The organism is Actinoplanes subtropicus (assembly GCF_000721705.1).
GTDB lineage: Bacteria > Actinomycetota > Actinomycetes > Mycobacteriales > Micromonosporaceae > Actinoplanes > Actinoplanes subtropicus.
Map to the genome: position 1 here is coordinate 48,458 of NZ_JOJL01000012.1, position 19,208 is coordinate 67,665.

Below are 19,208 nucleotides of genomic sequence, written 5' to 3' on the forward strand. Positions count from 1 at the left end.
TCACATGCTTCGTCCTCAGGAAAGCGTCACCCGCGAGCGTAGGAGCCTGAACGGTCTGTGGACCTTCCGGCTGGACCCGGACGGCGCGGGCCGTGCCGAGCAGTGGTGGCGGGCCACCCTGGCCGGGGCGCGTGAGATGCCCGTGCCGGCCAGCTACAACGACATCGTTCCCGACCTCGCCTTCCGCGACCACGTCGGTGACGCCTGGTACCAGACCACGGTCCGGGTGCCGCGAGGCTGGGCCGGTCAGCGGATCGTGCTGCGCTTCGACGCGGCCACGCACCGCGCGGTGGTGTGGGTGAACGACGTTCAGGTCGCCGAGCACGAGGGCGGTTACACGCCCTTCGAGGCCGAGGTGACCGAGCTCGTCGAGCCGGGCGGCGCGGCGCGGGTGACCGTCGTGGTCAACAACGAGCTGACCTGGGCCTCGCTGCCGCCCGGCATCCTGCGGGAGACCGCCGCGGGACGTACTCAGCAGTATTTCCACGACTTCTTCAACTATGCCGGGCTGCACCGCTCAGTCTGGCTGTACGCCACGCCGCGCACCCACGTCACCGACATCGCGGTCGACACGGAGCTGGACGGCGGCACCGGCACCGTGCGGTACACGGTCGGCCAGGTGGGCTCCGCCGCGCAGCGGATCGTCCTGCGGGACGCCGCCGGGGTCGAGGTGGCCACGTCCGAGGGCGCCGAGGGGGTGCTCACCGTGCCGGAGGTGCACCCGTGGGCGCCGGGCGACGGCTACCTCTACGAGCTGGAAGCGAGCCTTCATGACGCGGCCGGCGTCCTTCTCGACCGCTACGCGCTGCCGGTGGGCGTGCGCACGGTGGCGGTGCACGGCACCGAGTTCCTGATCAACGGCGAGCCGTTCTACTTCCGTGGCTTCGGCAAGCATGAGGACGCGCCGGTCCGGGGAAAGGGCCATGACGACGCGCTCATGGTGCACGACTTCGAGCTGATGGAGTGGATCGGCGCCAACTCCTTCCGCACTTCGCATTACCCGTACGCCGAGGAGGTCCTCGACTACGCCGACCGGCACGGCATTGTCGTCATCGACGAGACCGCGGCGGTCGGGCTGAACCTGAGCGTCCTCGTCACCTACGGCCGTACCGACCTGCCACCGACCTATTCCGAGCACACCCTCGGGCCCGCGACCCAGCGCACCCACCTGCAGGCCGTACGGGAGCTGATCCGCCGCGACCGCAACCACCCGAGCGTCGTGCTGTGGTCGATCGCCAACGAGCCCGACGCCGCCGGTCCGGCGGCCCGGGACTACTTCGCGCCGCTGTTCGCCGAGGCGCGCAAGCTCGACCCGGGCCGTCCGGTCGGCTACGTCAACATGATCGCGAACGGCCCGGACACCTGCACGCTCACCGATCTGGCCGACGTCGTCATGGTCAACCGGTATTACGGCTGGTACGCGAACAACGGCGACCTCGCGGGGGCCGAGCCGGCGCTGGAGGCCGACCTGCGGGCCTGGGCCGAGCGGCACGGCAAGCCGATCATCGTCACCGAGTACGGCGCGGACGCCGTGACCGGGCTGCACGCCGTCGTCGACACACCGTGGTCGGAGGAGTATCAGGCCCGGCTCCTGGAGATGTACCACCGAGTGTTCGACCGGGTCGACGCGGTCGTCGGCGAGCACATCTGGAACTTCGCCGACTTCGCCACCCAGCCCGCGATCGTGCGGGTCGACGGCAACCGGAAGGGGATCTTCACCCGAGACCGCCGGCCGAAGAGCGCCGCGTTCACCGTGCGACGCCGCTGGCGGGGCGCGGAGTGACCACCGGCCCCGGCGTCACCCCGTTCTCGTTGAAGGCGTCGACGGCGAACCAGTACGGTTCGCCCGCGTTCAGGGTGCGCAGGTCGAGGGACGTCTGCTCGTAAAGGAGCCAGCTGTGGTAGAGCTTGCCCGGGTGGTTGCCGTAGCGGACGTTGTAGCCGTGTGCGCCCTCGACCGACTTCCACGCGAGACGGGCGGTGCGTTCGTCGATCCGGTCCACGGCGGGCGTGACGGCGGCCGGCGGGGTGCTGTTGCCGTGGCCGAAGAGGCGCAGCCCGCTGACCGCGAAATGCCCGTCGAAAGGCAGGCGGCCCGCGGTCACCCGGACGAATCGCACCCGGCGCGGCTCGTCGAGCACGGCCAGGGCGTGCGGTGCGTCGCGGCCGGTGCCGCGGGTGTCCACGACGGTCTCCCAGCCGGTCCCGTCGGCGGAGACCTCGAGGTGGAACTCCGCGGGTTGCACGCCGGTGTAGATGCCGCGGTACTCGTAGTTGCGCTGGGCGCCGTCCGCCGGCTCGGGGGCATGCGCGGCCAGGTCATGATCTGCGACGTTGATCTGGATGGCGTGCACCGTCCGGAGCTCGCCGAGGTCGAGCCGCAGCCAGGCGCCCGGTTCGCGGGACGCCGCCGCCCACCAGGTTCGGACGTCCTCGTTGACCGCGAGCTCGGGCGGGTGGCCGTCCAGCGTCGAGGACGCCGTAGCCGCCGCGCGGTAGGACAGCAGCATCCAACCCGGTGCCATCGTCCACGGGTCGAATCGGCCGGCCGGGACGTGCCGGGGGTAGTCGGCGAAGTTCTGGTTGCAGAACAGCACGCCGTCCTCGTCGAACCCGGCCGGGAACAGACCGATACGGCGTTCGAACTTGTGGTTGACCGAGACCCGCATGGTGGCGGCGTGCCACCAGTTGCCGTGCGCGTCCTGGAACGTGCTGCCGTGACCGGCCCCAGTGATGAAGCCGCCCGGCTTGGCGGAGAACGGGCTGTTCGCCGAGTACGCGAACGGGCCCAGTGGGGAGGTCGCGGTGTAGTAGCCGTCGGCGTAGCTGTTGTACTGCGTCCCCGGGGCCGAGTACTGCAGGTAGTAGGTGCCGTCGTGCTTGGTCATCCACGCGCCCTCGATGAAGGGCGCGTCGCCGATGTGCTCGGCGATCAGCCGCTCCATCTCCGTACGCGGGGGTTGCTTGACGTTGTCCTCGCCGTTCTGCTCCCAGCCGTGGGTGTCGGTGTCGGATCCGAACAGCGCCACGGGCTCGCCGAGCGGCTCGAACGTATCCGGGTCGAGTGCGACGCCGTACAGCGGCTCCTTGTTCGAGCAGCCCCAGTAGAAGTAGACCGATCCGTCGTCGTCTTGGAACAGATTCGGGTCCCAGAACGGGAAGGCGCCGGGCGTCACCTCGGTGAAGTCGTCGGCGAGCGGGTCCTCGCTGCGGAAGAAGGGGCAGTTCTCCCCGTGCCGGGAGGCCGAGATATACAGGGCGCCGTTCACCTCGCGTACGTCGGGGGCGTAGTCGAACGGCGGCAGCTTCTCCGTCGGCTGGTAGGTCCAGTCGACCAGGTCCGCCGAGTGCCAGAAGCCCCGCGACATGGAGGCGAACATATAGTACTGGCCGCGGAACAGGACGACCGACGGGTCGGCCGCCTCCCGCTGGACGCCGTGCTCCAGGTCGCCCAGCCGGACCTGCTGGTAGCGGTAGGCGAGATCCAGCGGGTTGCAGATGATGCGGCTCACGGGTGGCCCTCCAAGGCGAGCCGGCGGCGTTCCTCGCGACGCCGGCGCTGTTCGACGGGGTCGGCGACGGGAGCGGCGACCAGCAACTTGCGGGTGTACGGGTGGTCGGGGGCGGACGTCACCGTCGCCGCCGGCCCGGTCTCGATGAGGTCGCCGCGGTAGAGCACGGCGACCCGGTGGCTGATGTGCCGGACGACCGCGAGGTCGTGCGAGATGAACAGGTAAGCCGTGCCGGTGCGGCGCTGGATGTCGATGAACAGGTCCAGCACAAGGGCCTGGGTGGACAGGTCGAGCGCGGAGACCGGCTCGTCGCAGACGATGAGCTTGGGCTCCGGGGCGATCGCGCGGGCGATGGCGATGCGCTGGCGCTGCCCGCCGGAGAACTCCGCGGGCCGGCGGTCGGCGGCGTCCGCGGGCAGTCCCACCTGATCGAGCAGCGCCCGCACCCGGGCGCGGGCGTCCCGCACGGTCGCGCCCTGCACGACGAGCGGTTCGGTGAGGATGTCGCCGACGGTCATGGCCGGGTTCAGCGAGCTGTACGGGTCCTGGAAGACGACCTGGATGTCCTTGGCCAGGGCCCGGCGTTCCTTCGCGCTCAGCTCGCCGATCTCCCGGCCCGCGAAGCGGATGCTACCGGCGGTGGCCTTCGCCAGGCCGAGCACGGTGCGGCCGATCGTGGTCTTGCCCGATCCGGACTCGCCGACCAGGCCGAGCGTCTCACCGGCGCCGACCTGGAGCGATACGCCGTGCAGCACCTCGACGGGCTTGGCGCGGAATCCCCGGCGGGGGAACGCGACCCGCAGGTCGGTGACGTCGAGCAGACTCATCGATCGGCCCCTTCGGTGATGGCCCCGGGCGGCGGGTCGGTGCGGACCGTCGTGTCGTCGAGGATCGCGTCCAGCAGAGTCCGGGTGTACTCATGCCGTGGGTCGTTCAGGACCTTCTGGACGTCGCCCGTCTCCACGATCTCGCCGCGGGACATCACCGCGATGTGGTCGCAGATGTCGGCGACGACGCCGAAGTTGTGCGTGACGAGCAGCACCGCCATGCCGAGCTCGGCCTGCAGGTCGCGCAGCAGGTCGAGGATCTCGGCCTGGACGGTCACGTCGAGCGCGGTGGTGGGCTCGTCGGCGATGAGCAGCTTGGGGCGGCTGGCGACGGCGCCGGCGATGAGCACCCGCTGCGCCATGCCGCCGGAGAGCTGATGGGGGTACGAGTCGAAGGTGCGCGGGGGATCGGCGATGCCGCACCGTCCGAGCAGCGCCAGCACTCGGGTTCTGGCCTCCTGCTTGGAGACGCCGAGCGCGGACCGCACGCCTTCGACAAGCTGCGCGCCGACTTTGTACGAGGGGTCCAGATTGGACATCGGCTCCTGCGGGACGTACGCGATCTGCTTGCCGCGCAGGGGCCGCATCTCGCCATCGGTGAGCCCGACGAGCTCGCGGCCCTCGAACACGATGGAGCCGCGGGTGATGACGGCTTCGGCCGGCAGGACGCCGAGCACCGCGAACGCGGTCTGTGTCTTGCCCGATCCCGACTCGCCGACGAGCCCGAGCGTCTGCCCTCGGTCGATCCGCAGCGCGGCCCCGCGCACCACCTCGCGCGACTCCCCGCCGGGCCCGGGATAGGCGATCGTCAGGTCCCGGATCTCGAGCAGCGCCGCCGTGCCGGCCACGGGCGCAGGGCCGGTCCGTACGTCGGTGCGCTGCCCCTGGCCGACCTTCGCCGGCTTGGGCCGGGAACCCTCCAGGGTGTCGCGCAGCGCGTTGCCGAGCAGCACGAGCGACGCGGTGATCAGCCCGAGCAGCAGGCTCGGCCACAGGAACTGCGCCGGTGCGAGGTAGAGGTTCCGGAATCCGGACGAGATCATGTCGCCGAAGCTGGGGATCTCCTTCGACCCGACGCCGAGGAAGGCCAGCCCCGATTGGGTGGCGATGGCGGCGCCCATCAGGAACGCGGTGGCGATGATGATCGGCCCGCGCACGACCGACAGCACGTGCCGGCCGAGGATCCGGGTGTTGCCCAGGCCCGAGACGCGGGCGGCATCGACGTAGAGCTCGTTCTTCACGCCGAGCACGAGGTTGCGCACGATCCGGTAGATGCCCGGCGACAGCAGCACCCCGAAGATGAGCATCGTGAACCGGTAGTCGCCCCCGGTGACCGGCATCAGGATGATGAGCAGCAGCAGACCGGGGAAGGTCATGACGAGGTTGAACAGCCACTCGGTGGCGCCCCGGGTGCGCGCGCCGAAATAGCCGCCGACCAGTCCGGCGGTCACCCCGACGGCGAGCGCGACGCCCGTGCCGATCAGCGCCGAGACGGCGCTGGTGTTGATGGAGTGCAGCAGCCGCGAGAAGATGTCGCGGCCGCTCTCGTCGGCGCCGAGCAGATAGCCGGGGGTGCCGGCCGGCGCGTTGACCATGCCGAGGTCGGAGTCGTTGGGCCCGTGCTGCGCGAGGAACGGGGCCAGCAGTCCCAGCGCGACGATGACCAGGAGGATGCCGGCGGTGACGACCGCCTGCGGGTCGCGCAGGAGCCGCCGCCAGGTGCGGGTCCGGGTGCTCAATGGAGTCTCGCCTTCGGGTTGAGCCAGCCGTTGGCCAGGTCGGTGCCGAGGTTGACGACGGTCACGAGCAGCACACCGAAGACCGTGATGCCCATGATGACGGGGATGTCGCCCTGCAGCGACGCGTTGAATGCGTAGCTGCCGTATCCGGGCAGTGCGAAGACGTTCTCGATGATGAGCGCGCTGCCGAACATCTGGATGAATTCGAGCGACAGGACGGTCAGGGCCGGACCTGCGGCGTTGCGCAGGGCATGTCTGACCACAATGGACGTAGTGGAGACGCCGCGGGTGCGTAACGTCCGCACGTAGTCACGCCGCAGCTCGTCGATCATGCGGCCGCGAACCTGCGCGGCCATGTTCGCGACGCCGCCGATGACGAGCACGATCACCGGGATCGTGATGCTGTGCAGCCAGGCCGCCGGGTCGGTGCTCAGCGGCGTGTAGCCGGTCGCGGGCAGCAGTTTCGCCCGCACCGCCAGCAGGTAGACCAGCACGATCGCGATCAGCAGGCCCGGGACGATGTAGCCCACGAGCGACAGGCCCTGCGCGATACGGTCCGCGACGCCGCCACGGGTCGCCGCCCACACACCGAGGCTGATGCTCAGCAGCACCGTGATGAGCAATGCGGGCACGATGATCGACAGTGTCACGGCGAGCCGCTGGACTACCGACGGGCCGACCGGCAGCGAGGTGTAGACCGAGGTGCCGAGGTCACCCCGCAGGAGGTGCAGCAGCCAGTCGCCGTACTGGACCAGGACAGGCCGGTCGTAGCCCATCTGTTTCGTCATGGCGGCGACCGACTCGGGGGTCGCCGACTGGCCGAGGAGGGTCCGCACGACGTCCCCGAACGACAGGCTGAGCATCAGGAAGGTTACGAGCGTTACCAATAGGGCGAGGACGAGTCCGGCGCCGATCCTCCGCAAGACATAGGCAAGCATGGTCGCTCCCGGTCGGACGGTGGCGGCCGCCCGGCCGCCACCGTGGCCTGTTACTGCTGGGCGAGGCCGAACTGCCTCGTGGTGGACAGGCCCTTGCCGTCATCGAGCATCGCGACGCCCTTGCTGGTCGCCCAGGTCGAGCCGGTGAAGACGATCGGAGCTTCGAAGGCCTGCTTGACCGCGTACGCGTTGAGCTCCTGATAGGCCGGCAGCGCCTTGTCGAAGTCGACCGTGGTGTTGATGACCTTGAGGAGCCGGTCCGTGGTGGCGTCCTGGTAGTGCTGGGGGTTCGCGTAGCCGTCGGCCGCGTAGTGCTGGGCGGCGTCGGCGGCGTCGTTGTTGAAACCGAGGATCTGGAAGGAGAGGCCGTACTGGCCGGACAGCAGCGCCGACTGGGTCTGCTGGGGCGGCACCGAGACCCAGTCGAGTCCCAGGCCGATGTCCTTGAACGCCTGGGAGATGCTGGACTCGAAGGACGTGGAGAGGAACGTGCTCGGGATCTTGAAGGTCGTGCCCGCATAGCCAGCCTCCTGCACGAGGGCCTTGCCCTTCGCCGGATCGTGCGGGTACGTGACGTCCAGGGCCGGGTCGTTGACCTTGCCGAACGGGCTGAAGATCTGGTCGGTCACCTTGCCGTTGCCCTGAAGGATGCCCTTGAGAATGCCTTCGCGGTCGATGGCGTAGTTGATCGCCTGACGGACCCGGACGTCGCCCAGGGCCGGCCACTTCGCGCCCTTGCGGTCGAGGATGTCGAGGAACATGATCGCTTGGGCGTCGACCTTGGTGATCGTGAAGGTGCTCTTGTCGAGCTTCCCGACCAGCTGCGAGTTGACGGTCGCCGCGTTGATCTCGCCGGCCTGCAGCGCGTTGAACGACGCCGTCGGATCCGGCAACGCGCGCACCGTCACCGTGGTGAACGGGTACGCGGCGGCGTTCCAGTAGTCGTTCCGCTTCTTCAACACGTACTTGGAACCGGGCACCGTGGCGGCGGTGTCCAGGGTGTACGGCCCCGAGCCGACCGGGTCGGTCGCGGTGCGCTTGTCGGCGAGGGTCTTCGGGTCGCCGATAGCTCCCGCCCCACCGGCGAGGTTCGGCAGGAACTGCGGGTCGAAGTGCTTGAACTCGATGAGCACGGTGCTGTCGTCGACGGCGGTCACCGACTTCACGGCCGCGAGCTTGACCTGCAGAACGCCCGGCGTGGCCATCGTGCGCTGCATCGTCGCCGCAATGGCCTGGGCGTTGACCGGCGTGCCGGTGCTGAACGTCATGCCTTTGCGGATCTTGAGGGTCAGCTTGGTGCCGTCCCCGTTGTACTGCCAGCTCTCGGCCGCGTTGGGCTTGAGGTCGCCGGTCTTGACCTTCTTGTAGAGGAGCGTGTCGAGGATCGACCCCCACACGTACATCTGCTGGCCGTCGGCGAGCTGAGCCGGGTCCAGCGAGTTCGGGGGAGTGACGACGGCTATGGCGAGGGCGTGCGTGGCGGCGCCGGTGCTGTTCGGGGTGTCGGTCGAACATGCGCCGAGCGCGAGGGCCGTCGCCGCCGCGATGAGGGCCACTACTCGGAGGCGCGGGTATTTGTGGGGCATGGAGGCTCCCTTGGAAGAACACAGGGCGTATTTGGCAATCGGTTGACTTCGGCGATCCGCCGGCCGGTGCAGATGTCCCGCGTATGTCCCCCGTGTTGCCAGCCAGCTCAACACGTGGTCGACTTCTTGTCAACTGGTTGCCATAATTAGGGAGTGTCCTGTTGGCAATCGGTTGCCGACCTCCGGGCGCGGCATGCCACGATGAACCCACGCAGAGCACCTCGAGGGAGAACCGTGAAGCAGCGCGGCAACACCGACCGGAAGCCGGCCGCGACGATCTACGACATCGCCCGCCACCTAGGCCTCAGCCCCTCGACGGTTTCGCGCGCGCTCAACAAGCCCGGCCGGATCAATGCCAAGACCGAGCAGCGCGTACGGGAGGTCGCGGCGGAACTGAACTACCGGATCAACCCGATGGCTCGGGCCCTGCCCACCGGCCGGACGAACACCCTGGGCCTGATCCTCACCGACATCACCAACCCGGTCTACTTCCCCCTCGTCCGCGGCGCCGAGCGGATCACCGCCGGGGCGGGCCACACGCTCGTGCTCGCGGAGTCCCAAGAGTCCGGCACGCTGGAGGCGGAGACGGCGCGACGGCTGCTTCCGTCCATCGACGGTCTCGTCCTGGTCGCTTCGCGCCTCGACGACGAGCAGATCCGGGAGCTCGCCGAGGTGAAACCGCTTGTGCTGGTCAACCGGGCGGTCGAAAGTCTGCCCGCGGTGGTTCCCGACGTGCTGCCCGGCATCCGCGACGCGCTCGACCACCTCGCCTCGCTCGGCCATGCCTCACTCGCGTTCCTCTCCGGGCCGAGTGCGTCGTGGATGAGCCGGCTGCGGTGGGAGACCCTGCTCGACGAGGCGCCGGCCCGCGGGATGACGATCGTCGAGATCGGACCGGGCGCGCCGACGCTCGACGGGGGCGAGCAGGGTCTGCGGCGGGTTCGGGCATCGGGCGTCACGGCGGTCGTCGCGTACAACGACCTGATGGCGATCGGCCTGCTCCGGGCCTGCCGCGCCGCAGGTGTCGAGGTGCCGTCGTCGCTGAGCATCGTCGGTTTCGACGACATCTTCGGCTCCGACTTCACCTCGCCGCCGATCACGACGATCCGGACGCCGCTCGACCTGGCCGGCGAGGAGGCGGTGCATCAGGTTTTCGCCGCTCTCGGCGACGACGACGTCCCGGCGCCGAGACGCGTCAGCGCCCAGTTCGTCGAACGGGCGTCGACGGCGGCGCCGGCGCGCTGAGCGGCCGGACACCTCGGTTCAGCGGCGCGTGCTGCCGCCGTCCGCGACGATGATCTGGCCGGTGATGAAGGCGGCGTCGTCGGAGGCGAGGAACGTCACGACACCCGAGACGTCGGCCGGCATCTGGACGCGCTTGATGTTCTGGATCCGTACGGTCTGCTCGAAGAATGCCTCGCTCGTGGTCGCCGCGGCTGTGGCTGTCCGGACCAGGCTGGCTGCGACGCCGTTGACGGTGATGTCGTGGGCGGCGAGGTTGGCGGCCAGCACGGAGGTGAATCCGTTCAGCGCGCCCTTCGCGGAGACGTAGGAGACGAAGGGTGGTGGGGGAGTCCAGTAGCTGGAAGACGTGATGTTGATGATCCGGCCCGCCCCGGACTCCTTCAGGTCTGGCAGGAACGCCTTCGTGGCCAGGAAGGCGCCGTCGACGTTGACGGCGAAGGTGCGGCGCCATTCGTCGAGGGTCACGTGCTCGAAATCGGCCAATAGCACGACGGCCGCGTTGTTCACCAGGATGTCGGCGGCGCCCAGATCACGCCGGACACGCGCGGCGAACTCGTGGATCGCGTCCTCGTCGGTAATGTCGACCTTGTCGCCGAGGAATCGCCGGCCGGTCTCCGCGACGAGTTCCCGCGTCTCGTCGGCCGGGTTGACGTCCGCGACCGCGATGTCCGCACCCTCCGACGCGAGCCTGCGGGCAATCTCCTGCCCGATTCCGGCACTGCCCCCGGTGACGACCGCGGTCCGGCCCGCCAATCTCCCCGCCATAACTCCCCCTGCCTGCTCGATCGGTCCCAGGCCAGGATTTTGCGCGCCGAGCCGACGGTCGAGCGGCGGTCTGTTCGTCCAATGAACATGCCCGTTGAGTGTGACCGGGGCCGCACCCAACGCTGTCGCTGCTCGACACCACCCATCGCGATAGCCGCGCTTCGGCGCGCAAGGAGCCGTCCATGGTCAAGATCGATTCACTCGGTGCGGCGAGGGCCGAGGGCGGGAGATACACGCTCAACTCACGGACTCTGGCGGCGGTGGCTCTCGCCGTGTGCCTTGCCCAGATGGCCCTTTCCGTCCCCTCGCTCATCACCGGGCTGATCCAGCAAGACCTCGCGCCGTCCTCGGCCCAGCTGACCTGGATCGTCGACGCCTTCTTCCTGCCCGTCGCCGCGCTGGAGCTGGGCTTCGGCGTGTTCGGCGACCTGTTCGGCCGCAGGCGCCTGCTCGTCGGCGGCGCCGCGCTGATCGTCGTAGGCTCCGCGCTCGCCGTCCTGGTGCCCGGCGCGGGATCGTCGACCGACACCCGGGTGACGCTGTTGACCCTCGCCCAACTCCTCAACGGCATCGGCGCCGCCGCCATCTTCCCCACCAGTCTCGCCATGGTGGCGGCCGGCACCCACACCACGGCCACCCGCGCGCGTGGCGTCGCCATCTGGGCGTCCGCGCTATCCATCGGCGGCTTCCTCGGGCCGCTGCTGGCCGGGGTCGCCGCCAAGATTCACAGCGGGTGGGCGGGGACCGCGAACTGGCGCTGGGCGTACCTCGGTGTCCTGGTCATCGCCGCGGTGAGCGCGCTGCTGTCGCGGACGCTCGCCCAGAACTCCGCCGCGCCCGAGGGACGATCCATCGACTGGCCGGGTCAGATCACCGCCGCGATCGCCCTCTTCGCCCTGCTGTACGCCGTGATCCAAGGCCCGGAGAGCGGCTGGGGGAGCCCTCGGATCATTCTGGCGTTTGTCGTCGCGAGCGTCTTCCTCGTGTTGTTCGTCGTCGCCGAGAACCGCGTGGCCGAGCCGCTGCTGCTGCTGAGCGCGTTCCGGAACCGGGCGTTCGCGATGAACTCGGTGGTCACGCTGATCGGCATGTTCGGCTTCCTCGCGATCATGTACTCGACCAGCATCCGGCTCAGCACCATCCAGGGACTCAGCCCGCTGCGCAGCTCCGTCGCGTACCTCTTCTTCGGCGGCATCGGCCTCGTGCAGCTGCCGCTGACCTCGAAGCTGCTCGAGCGCTACAACGCGCGGTGGGTCCTGTTCAGCGGCCTGGTCCTGGTCGGCGCCGGCGGGCTGTGGTTCGCCACGGTCCCGGCGAGCAACCGGGCGCTGAGCGCCATCGTCGTGCCGCTGATCCTCGTCGGCGTCGGCTCCGCGCTCGCCATCTCGGCCGTCAGCGCGGTCGCGGTCAACACGCTGCCGAACCACCTCGCCGGCATGGCGAGCGGAGCCACCAGCACCTTCCGTGACCTCGGGTTCGCCCTCGCCCCGGCGATCGTCGGCGCCGTCGCTCTGGGCCAGGCGGCGAAGGAGATCGCCCGCAACGTGGCCGGGAATCCGGGGCTGAGCAACGCGTACGCGGCCTTCCAGGCCTCCGCGGCCCAGGCGCCCCCGGCGCAGAGACCGCAGCTCGAGGCGGCAGTTCATGCCGTGGCCTCGGGGCCGCTCGGGGCCAACTCGGTGCCGGGCAGCATCACGTTGCCGAATGGGCAGGTCATGCCGTTCAACCCGATCAAGGACGTCGCCTTCCACGCCCTCAGTCACAGCTACTCCGTTGCCTATGTGCTCGGCGGTGTGGCCGCGCTCGTCGCGGCCGCCCTCACCGTCCTGATCGGGCGCGACGGCGGCGCCCGGAACCATCTCGACGACTGACGCGCGATGACCAGCGCCGGGAGACGTCACGAGGTGCGGATGGGTACGCCCGGCCGCCAGCCCAGCCGCCGGGACAGGCCCAGCCCGCTCGCGACCAGCGAGGGTACGGCCGTCTCCAGGTTGATCGAGCCGGCGGCGACCACGACGGACAGGGCCGCGACGACTCGGCCGTGGCCGTCGACGATCCGGGTCGCCACTGACTCGGCACCCTCGCTCAGCTCCTCCCGGACGACCACCGTCCCGGTCGAGCGGCACGAAGCCAGCTCGCGGCGCAGCACGGCCGGGTCCACAATGGTCCGGGCCGTGAAGCGCCGCAGCCGGCCGGCCAGCACCTCGTCGATGAAGGCCGGACTGCTGTGGCTCAGCAGCACCTTGCCCACGCCCGAGCAGTGCAGCGGCAGGTGGCCGCCGATCTGCGAGGTCAGGCCGACGGCGTTGACGGCGGACAGCCGCTCGATGATCACGGCTCGGTCGCCCTGGAGGACGGCGAGCTGCACGTGCTGGCGCAGGGCCGTGTACAGATCCTCCACGAACGGCTGCGCCGCGCTGCGCAGCGTCTCGGCCCGGGGAGCCAGGGTGCCGAGGCGCCACAGCGGCAGGCCGATCGCGAACCGGTTGTCGCTGGTGCGCTCCAGCGCGCCCGCCGCCACGAGGTCGAGCGTGAGGCGCCGGGCGGTGGCGTGCGGCATGCCGGTGCGCCGGACCAGGTCGGCGAGGCTCAGCTCGGTGTGGTCGGGGTCGAAGGCGAACAGCAGATCCCACAGCCGGGAGCTGACCGAACGCCCGGGCTCGTTGGCGCGGGGCATGATCGACACCGTACCCCGGATGTTCGTTGGATGAACAGCATTGTTCTCACAACGACCAGTCGTCGTCAGTCTGGGCGCATGATGCGTACGGAAGACGGCCCGGAGATCGCGATTCTCGGCGGCGGCATCGGCGGCCTGGCCGCCGCGGCCTTCCTCGGCGCCAAGGGTTTCGACTGCGATGTGTACGAGCAGGCGGACGCCCTGACCGAGGTCGGCGCCGGCCTGGTGATCGCGCCCAACGCCGCCCGGCTGCTCCGGCGGCTCGGCGTGCTGGACCGGTTCGCCGGGCGGGCGGTCCGGATGGAGATCGGCTGGGAATTCCGGCGCTGGGAGAACGGCGCGGTGCTGTCCGCGGAGAACCTGGCGGAGGGGTGCCTGCGCCTGTTCGGCGAGCACACCTACACCGCGCACCGTGCCGACCTGCTGGACGCGCTGCGGTCGGCGGTCCCGGAGCGGGCGATCCATCTCGGCAAGCGCTGCGTCGACGTGGAGTTCGAAGGCGATCAGGCAGTTCTGCGTTTCGAGGACGGCGAGACGGTGCGCCCGGGGATCCTCATCGGCGCCGACGGGGTCCACTCCCGCGTGCGCGCCGCCGTCGCCGGGCCGACGGCGGGCCGGGAGTCCGGCATCTGCGCCTTCCGGGCTCTCGTACCGGCGGAGCGGTCACCAGGCTTCGCCAGGCGGCACGCCCAGACGCTGTGGATCGGGCCGGGCCACCATCTCGTGCACTATCCGGTCTCGGGCGGGGAGTATGTCAACCTGGTCGCCTTCGCGCCGGCCGGGTCGGACAGCGTCGAGTCGTGGACGGCCACCGCGACGGTCGAGGAGTTCCTCGCCGAGTTCGCCGGCTGGGATCCGCGGCTGGTGGAGCTGATCACGGCGGCCGGCACGCCCGGGCGCTGGGCGTTGCTCGACCGCGAGCCCCTCGATCGCTGGAACCGGGGGAACGCGACCCTGCTGGGCGACGCGGCCCACCCGATGTTCCCGTTCTTCGCCCAGGGCGCGGCCCAGGCGATCGAGGACGGCGCCGTCCTGGCGCTGTGCCTGGCGGCGGACCGGGACGACCCGATCGCGGCGCTGGGGCGCTACGAGGAGCTGCGGCGGCCCCGTACGGCACGCCTGCAGGAGGTGTCGCACGGAAGGTCGCACATCAACCACCTCCCGGACGGTCCCGAGCAGCGGGCGCGCGACCTGGGTTACGCGCAGGCCGACCCGCTCGAGGCGAACAGCTGGATCTACGAGTACGACCCGGAGCACCTGGAGAGAGGCGGATCGAAGAATGGCAGCGGTAACCGGTAGCGCGCTCGTCGTGCGGACCCTGCAGCGAGCCGGGGTCGAGGTGGCCTTCGGCCTGCCTGGGGCGCACATCGACAGCATTCTTCAGGACGCCCTGGACGCCAAGCTGCGGATCGTCGACGTGCGGCACGAGATGAACGCCGGGCACGCGGCCGAGGGCTACGCCCGGGTCACCGGACGTCTGGGCGTCGCCGTCGTCACGGCCGGCGGTGGCTTCACGAACGTCCTGACCTCGATCACCAACGCCTACCTGGACCGGACACCCGTCCTCTACCTCGCCGGCTCCGGCCCCCTGGAGCGGGACGACACCAACGACCAGCAGGCCGGGTTCGACCAGGTAGCGATGGCCGCCCCGGTGACCAAGTACGCGCACCGTGTCACCCGCGCAGAGCTGATCCCCCGGCTGCTCGCCCAGGCGATCCGCACCGCCCGGTCGGAGCCCCAAGGCCCGGTACTCCTCGACATTCCCTGGGACGTCCTCCGCCAACAGGTCGACGCCGACCAGGCGGGGGAGTACCGCGTGGAGATCGACGGCACCGGCGCCGCCCCCGCCGGTGCCGTCGATCGAATCCTCGAGGCGCTGAGCGCCGCCCGGCGGCCCGTCGCGCTGGTCGGCAAGTCCTTCGTCACCGCCGAGGCACGGGCCCAGCTGCACGAGTTCGCGGCCCGCGCCGCCGTTCCCCTCCTGTCCGACTGGGAGGGCCTCGGGGCGATCGTCGGCTCCGAAGATCACGTCGGCCTGGTGCAGACCCTGGCCACCCTGGGTGCGGACGAACGGCCCGACGTGGTCCTTCTCCTCGGGCTGCGGTTCGGCATGACCACCCAGTTCGGCACGGGGAGGTTGCTGCCGAAGAGCGCGCGGATCTTCCAGATCGACCCCGACGGACGCGAGCTCGGCCGGCTGCAGGACATCGAGCTCGGCATCCAGGCCGACCCGATCGGCACAGTCCGTGCGCTGAACGAGCGGCTGGGCGACAGGCCGGTCCCGGCGACGCGCGACGACTGGCTTGAAACCTTGCGGGACGTCGCGGCCGCCCGGCGCTCGGCGCTGGCCGCCGAGACCGAGAAGCACGAGGGCGCGATCCACCCGTACCTCGCCGTCCGTGCGATCGCCGAGAGCGTCCCCGACCAGGCCACCGTGCTCGTCGACGGCGCCCTCACCGAGCTGTGGCTCGCCGAGACGATCGCCCTCGCGCCGCTGGCCCACTACCTCGGGCACGGCTACCTCAGCTCGATGGGGTGCAACTTCGGCGTGGCCATCGGAGCGCAGTACGCGGCTCCCGACCGGGCGACGATCCTCGTCACCGGCGACGGCGCCGTCGGCTACAGCCTCGCCGAGTTCGATTCCCTCGTACGGGCCGGACTGCCGGTCATCGTGATCGTCCTGAACAACCGGGCCTGGGGCGCCACGCTGCACACCCAGCAGTTCTTCTACGGGCAGGACCGGGTCATCAACAACCGGCTGGAGAACGGCTCCTACAGCGGCGTGGCCCGAGCCCTCGGCGCGGTCGGCGTCGACGTCACCGAACTGGATCAGCTTCGCCCGGCGATCGAGGCGGCCCTCGCGGCCCGCCGGCCGGCCTGCATCGACGTACGGGTGAGTCTCGAGCCCATTCCGCCGGAGGAGCGCGTCATGAACGGCGAACCCCCATTTGGCGGCATCGATGGCGAGTGAATCTCCGCGGCTCGAGGTCCGCAACCTGTCCAAGACGTTCGCCGGCGTCACGGTCCTCGAGAAGGCGAGCCTGGCGCTCGCCCCGGGCGAGGTGCACGGCCTCGTCGGACCGAACGGCTCCGGCAAGTCGACGCTCATCAAGCTGATCTCCGGCGTCTACTCGGCGGATCCGGACGGCGAGATCCTCCTCGACGGCGAGCGGATCGGCCCGCCGATCAAAGCGAGAGCGCTGCACGGACAGGGTCTCTCGTTCGTGCACCAGGACCTCGGTCTCGTGCCCGACCTCTCGGTGCGCGACAACGTGCGGGTCGGCCGGCACGCGGTCAACCCGGCCACCCGCTGGATCCGCACCGCCCAGGACGCCGCCGCCGTCAGCGAGACGCTGAACTATCTGCGCACCGACATCGACCCGTCGGCCAAGGTCTCGACCCTGCTGCCCAGCGAGCGGGTCGCCGTCGCGGTCGCGCGCGCCCTGCAGGACCGCACCCCGGGCGCCGGCGTCGTGGTCTTCGACGAGTCCTCGCGCGCCATCCCGCACGAGGCGCTCCCGGCGTTCTACGACATGATCCGCCTGCTCACGAGCGAGGGCACGGCCGTGCTGTTCGTCAGCCACGACCTCAAGGAGGTGCTGGAGGTCGCCGACCGGGCGACCGTGCTGCGCAACGGGCGCGTCGTGGAAACCGGCATTGCGACGGCGGGGCTCGACGAGGCCAAGCTGACCAGCCTCGTCCTGGGCCGCGCCGCGGAACTCGGCGACATCATGACGAGCCTGCCACCCACGCCCCGGCTCGAGAAGGTGGAACTGGTCGACGTCACCGGCGGACGGGTCGAGGGCGTGAGCGCCACCGTCCACCGCGGCGAGGTGGTCGGATTCACCGGGACGGTCGACTCCGGCCTGTCGGACGTCGGGCCGGTTCTCGGCGGGGACCGGCGAGGCGCCGGCCAGGTCAAGCTCGGCGGACGCGTCGTCGACCTGGCCCGGGCCACGGTAGTCGACCTCCTCGACGCCGGGATCGCCTTCATCCCCGCCGATCGGCACGACAAAGGCATCGCCCTCGAGCTGTCGGTCGAGGAGAACGCCACCCTCCCGCACCTGCGCAGCCGGGGAAAGCCCTGGTGGACCGGGCTGAGGTGGCAGCGCGCCGAGACCGAGGGCATCATCGCCCGGTTCGACATCCGGCCGCCGAACCCCAGAATGCCGGTCGCCGCGATGTCCGGCGGCAACCAGCAGAAGGTGCTGCTCGGCAAGTGGCTCCTCGGCACGCCCGACCTCCTCGTGCTCGACGACCCCACCCAGGCGGTCGATGTCGGCGCGCGGCACGCGATCCTCACGGCGAGCCGACGGGCCGCCGCCGACGGATCCGCGGTCATCGTCTGCTCCGCCGAGGTCGACGACCTCGCGGCGATCTGCGACCGCGTCCTCATCCTCCAGGACGGCCGGACCGTCCGCGAGCTGACGCGACCGTTCGACGCGGACGCCATCCTCGCCGCGATCTTCGCGGTCGACGACGCAACCACTCCCGCAGGCGAGGCCCGATGACAACCACACGGTCACAACCCACCCTCGACACGAACGCCGCGCGTGTCGCTCGCCGGCGGACGGGCATCCCGTTCGCCCGGGCAACCGCCTACGTGCTTCAGCGCTACAGCCTCGTGCTGCTCTGGGCCGTCATGGTGGTGCTCTTCCTCCTGCTGCTCCCGAACGGCGTCGACCTCGCCAACGCCTCGCGGGCGGTCCTGGGCCAGCAAACACCGGTGGTCTTCCTCGGCCTCGCGGTCATCGTCACCATCGCCGTCGGCGAGTTCGACCTGTCGTTCGCCTTCGTCTACGGCTTGGCCGGAACCGCGTTCCCGGCTCTCGTCGTCCTGGACGGCTGGCCGGTCCCGCTGGCGCTGCTCGCGGCCCTCGCGGCGGCGCTGCTCGTCGGCCTCATCAACGCCGTACTCGTGGTCATCGTCGGGATCAGCTCGATCGTCGTCACCCTCGGCACCGGCAGCGTCGCCCTGGGGATCGCGCTGTTCCTGTCGAACCAGTCGAACGTGAGCGGCCTCGACCCGGCGCTCGCGCAGGTCGCGCTGGGCCGCTTCCTGGGCCTCCCGGCGGTGTTCTGGTACGGCGTCGTGCTCGTCATCATCACCGCGTACGTCATGAGCGCCACCCCACTCGGCCGATCGATGCTGTTCGTCGGCTCCAACCCGAACGTCGCGCGGCTCGCCGGCATCCCCGTCCGTCGCGTCCGGTTCGGGGCCTACCTGGTGGCCGCCCTGCTCAGCGGCGCCATCGGCATCATCCTCGCCTGCGGCGTCGGCGGGTTCAGCACCGCGACGGCTCAGGTGCAGCTGATGCCGGCCCTCGCCGCCGTGTTCCTCGGGACGATCGCAGTGGTCCCGGGGCGCCTCAACGCGATCGGCATGCTCATCGCCGCCTACTTCCTGCTATCGGGCGTGTTCGGGCTGCAACTGCTCGGGCTGTCCGGATGGGTGACCAACGTCTTCTACGGCGCGGCGCTGATCGTCGCCATCACTGTGTCGCTTCTGCTGCGACGCCGCGCCCGAGCCTGATTCCAGTGGAGGAAAATTTATTATGATAAATACAGCTAAACGCATGCTTGTCGTGGCGTCGGCACTCGTCCTCGCCGGCTGCGGCAGCACCTCGGCGGCCTCGGGCCCATCCGGAAACGCGGCGAGCGCCGTTCCGGCCGCCGTCACCGAGGCGGTCACATCCGCGAGCCAGCCGATCGACACTTTCGTCGCGCCGGGCCCGGCCATCGACACGTCGAAGATCACCGGCGGCAAGGTCTACGTCATCGTGCCGGCGCTCGAGGTGCAAGACTTCTCAGTCGTCGCGAACGAGATCAAGACCCGTCGCGCCACAGGTAGATCTGCGGGAAGCCCGTCCGGATCATGAAGAGATCGGGAAGGAGCTCGTGGATCTCCGTCGTTCGATC

At 70.2% G+C, this 19,208-nt stretch carries 15 protein-coding genes; 8 read left to right on the plus strand and 7 right to left on the minus strand.

Annotated features, from left to right (window positions below):
• The first annotated feature begins 4 nt into the window (after window positions 1-4).
• Window positions 5-1,783 (plus strand): beta-glucuronidase, encoded by a 1,779-nt coding sequence (gene uidA / locus IH26_RS0118450; protein ID WP_030437451.1) that lies wholly within the window; start codon window positions 5-7, stop codon window positions 1,781-1,783.
• On the opposite strand, the gene IH26_RS0118455 is transcribed toward uidA, so the two are convergent.
• The 5 genes from IH26_RS0118455 to IH26_RS0118475 are packed head-to-tail and all read right to left on the minus strand — an operon-like array spanning window position 1,749 to window position 8,602.
• Window positions 1,749-3,512 carry a family 43 glycosylhydrolase gene (locus IH26_RS0118455; RefSeq protein ID WP_030437452.1) on the minus strand — a complete coding sequence of 588 codons (1,764 nt, stop codon included), beginning with the start codon at window positions 3,510-3,512 and terminating at the stop codon, window positions 1,749-1,751. The two genes, uidA and IH26_RS0118455, sit on opposite strands and share 35 nt — an antisense overlap.
• The gene (locus IH26_RS0118460) at window positions 3,509-4,339 is read right to left on the minus strand and encodes an ATP-binding cassette domain-containing protein (protein WP_030437453.1); all 831 of its coding nucleotides are present in this window, start codon (window positions 4,337-4,339) and stop codon (window positions 3,509-3,511) included. The genes IH26_RS0118455 and IH26_RS0118460 overlap by 4 nt, the downstream gene beginning before the upstream one ends.
• A complete protein-coding gene (locus IH26_RS0118465) occupies window positions 4,336-6,078 on the minus strand; it encodes a dipeptide/oligopeptide/nickel ABC transporter permease/ATP-binding protein (RefSeq protein WP_030437454.1) in 1,743 nt (580 codons plus the stop codon). Before IH26_RS0118465 ends, IH26_RS0118460 begins: the two co-directional genes overlap by 4 nt.
• Complete coding sequence (locus IH26_RS0118470) at window positions 6,075-7,016, minus strand: ABC transporter permease (RefSeq protein WP_030437455.1); 942 nt, start codon at window positions 7,014-7,016, stop codon at window positions 6,075-6,077. The genes IH26_RS0118465 and IH26_RS0118470 overlap by 4 nt, the downstream gene beginning before the upstream one ends.
• A gap of 50 nt (window positions 7,017-7,066) precedes the next feature.
• Window positions 7,067-8,602 (minus strand): ABC transporter substrate-binding protein, encoded by a 1,536-nt coding sequence (locus IH26_RS0118475; RefSeq protein WP_030437456.1) that lies wholly within the window; start codon window positions 8,600-8,602, stop codon window positions 7,067-7,069.
• 234 nt (window positions 8,603-8,836) lie between these two features.
• On the opposite strand from IH26_RS0118475, the gene IH26_RS53665 reads away from it, so the two are divergent.
• Complete coding sequence (locus IH26_RS53665; protein ID WP_051808263.1) at window positions 8,837-9,847, plus strand: LacI family DNA-binding transcriptional regulator; 1,011 nt, start codon at window positions 8,837-8,839, stop codon at window positions 9,845-9,847.
• Between the two features lie 18 nt (window positions 9,848-9,865).
• On the opposite strand, the gene IH26_RS0118485 is transcribed toward IH26_RS53665, so the two are convergent.
• On the minus strand, window positions 9,866-10,612 hold the full coding sequence (locus tag IH26_RS0118485) for an SDR family NAD(P)-dependent oxidoreductase (RefSeq protein ID WP_030437458.1): 747 nt from the start codon (window positions 10,610-10,612) through the stop codon (window positions 9,866-9,868).
• Between the two features lie 182 nt (window positions 10,613-10,794).
• Between IH26_RS0118485 and IH26_RS0118490 the strand changes: the two genes are divergently transcribed.
• A complete protein-coding gene (locus IH26_RS0118490; RefSeq protein WP_030437459.1) occupies window positions 10,795-12,483 on the plus strand; it encodes an MFS transporter in 1,689 nt (562 codons plus the stop codon).
• A gap of 26 nt (window positions 12,484-12,509) precedes the next feature.
• On the opposite strand, the gene IH26_RS0118495 is transcribed toward IH26_RS0118490, so the two are convergent.
• Window positions 12,510-13,289 (minus strand): IclR family transcriptional regulator, encoded by a 780-nt coding sequence (locus IH26_RS0118495; RefSeq protein WP_030437460.1) that lies wholly within the window; start codon window positions 13,287-13,289, stop codon window positions 12,510-12,512.
• 78 nt (window positions 13,290-13,367) lie between these two features.
• Here IH26_RS0118495 and IH26_RS0118500 point away from each other — a divergent pair, with 78 nt between their 5' ends.
• The 5 genes from IH26_RS0118500 to IH26_RS0118520 are packed head-to-tail and all read left to right on the plus strand — an operon-like array spanning window position 13,368 to window position 19,168.
• Window positions 13,368-14,588, plus strand: coding sequence for an FAD-dependent monooxygenase (locus IH26_RS0118500; RefSeq protein ID WP_034215624.1), 1,221 nt, complete (start codon window positions 13,368-13,370; stop codon window positions 14,586-14,588).
• The gene (locus tag IH26_RS0118505; protein ID WP_034215604.1) at window positions 14,569-16,260 is read left to right on the plus strand and encodes a thiamine pyrophosphate-binding protein; all 1,692 of its coding nucleotides are present in this window, start codon (window positions 14,569-14,571) and stop codon (window positions 16,258-16,260) included. Before IH26_RS0118500 ends, IH26_RS0118505 begins: the two co-directional genes overlap by 20 nt.
• Window positions 16,250-17,800, plus strand: a complete 1,551-nt coding sequence (locus IH26_RS0118510) for a sugar ABC transporter ATP-binding protein (RefSeq protein WP_034215606.1) — start codon at window positions 16,250-16,252, stop codon at window positions 17,798-17,800. Before IH26_RS0118505 ends, IH26_RS0118510 begins: the two co-directional genes overlap by 11 nt.
• Window positions 17,797-18,822 carry an ABC transporter permease gene (locus IH26_RS0118515; RefSeq protein WP_030437464.1) on the plus strand — a complete coding sequence of 342 codons (1,026 nt, stop codon included), beginning with the start codon at window positions 17,797-17,799 and terminating at the stop codon, window positions 18,820-18,822. The genes IH26_RS0118510 and IH26_RS0118515 overlap by 4 nt, the downstream gene beginning before the upstream one ends.
• 43 nt (window positions 18,823-18,865) lie before the next feature.
• On the plus strand, window positions 18,866-19,168 hold the full coding sequence (locus IH26_RS0118520) for a hypothetical protein (protein WP_030437465.1): 303 nt from the start codon (window positions 18,866-18,868) through the stop codon (window positions 19,166-19,168).
• The last annotated feature ends 40 nt before the right edge of the window (window positions 19,169-19,208 follow it).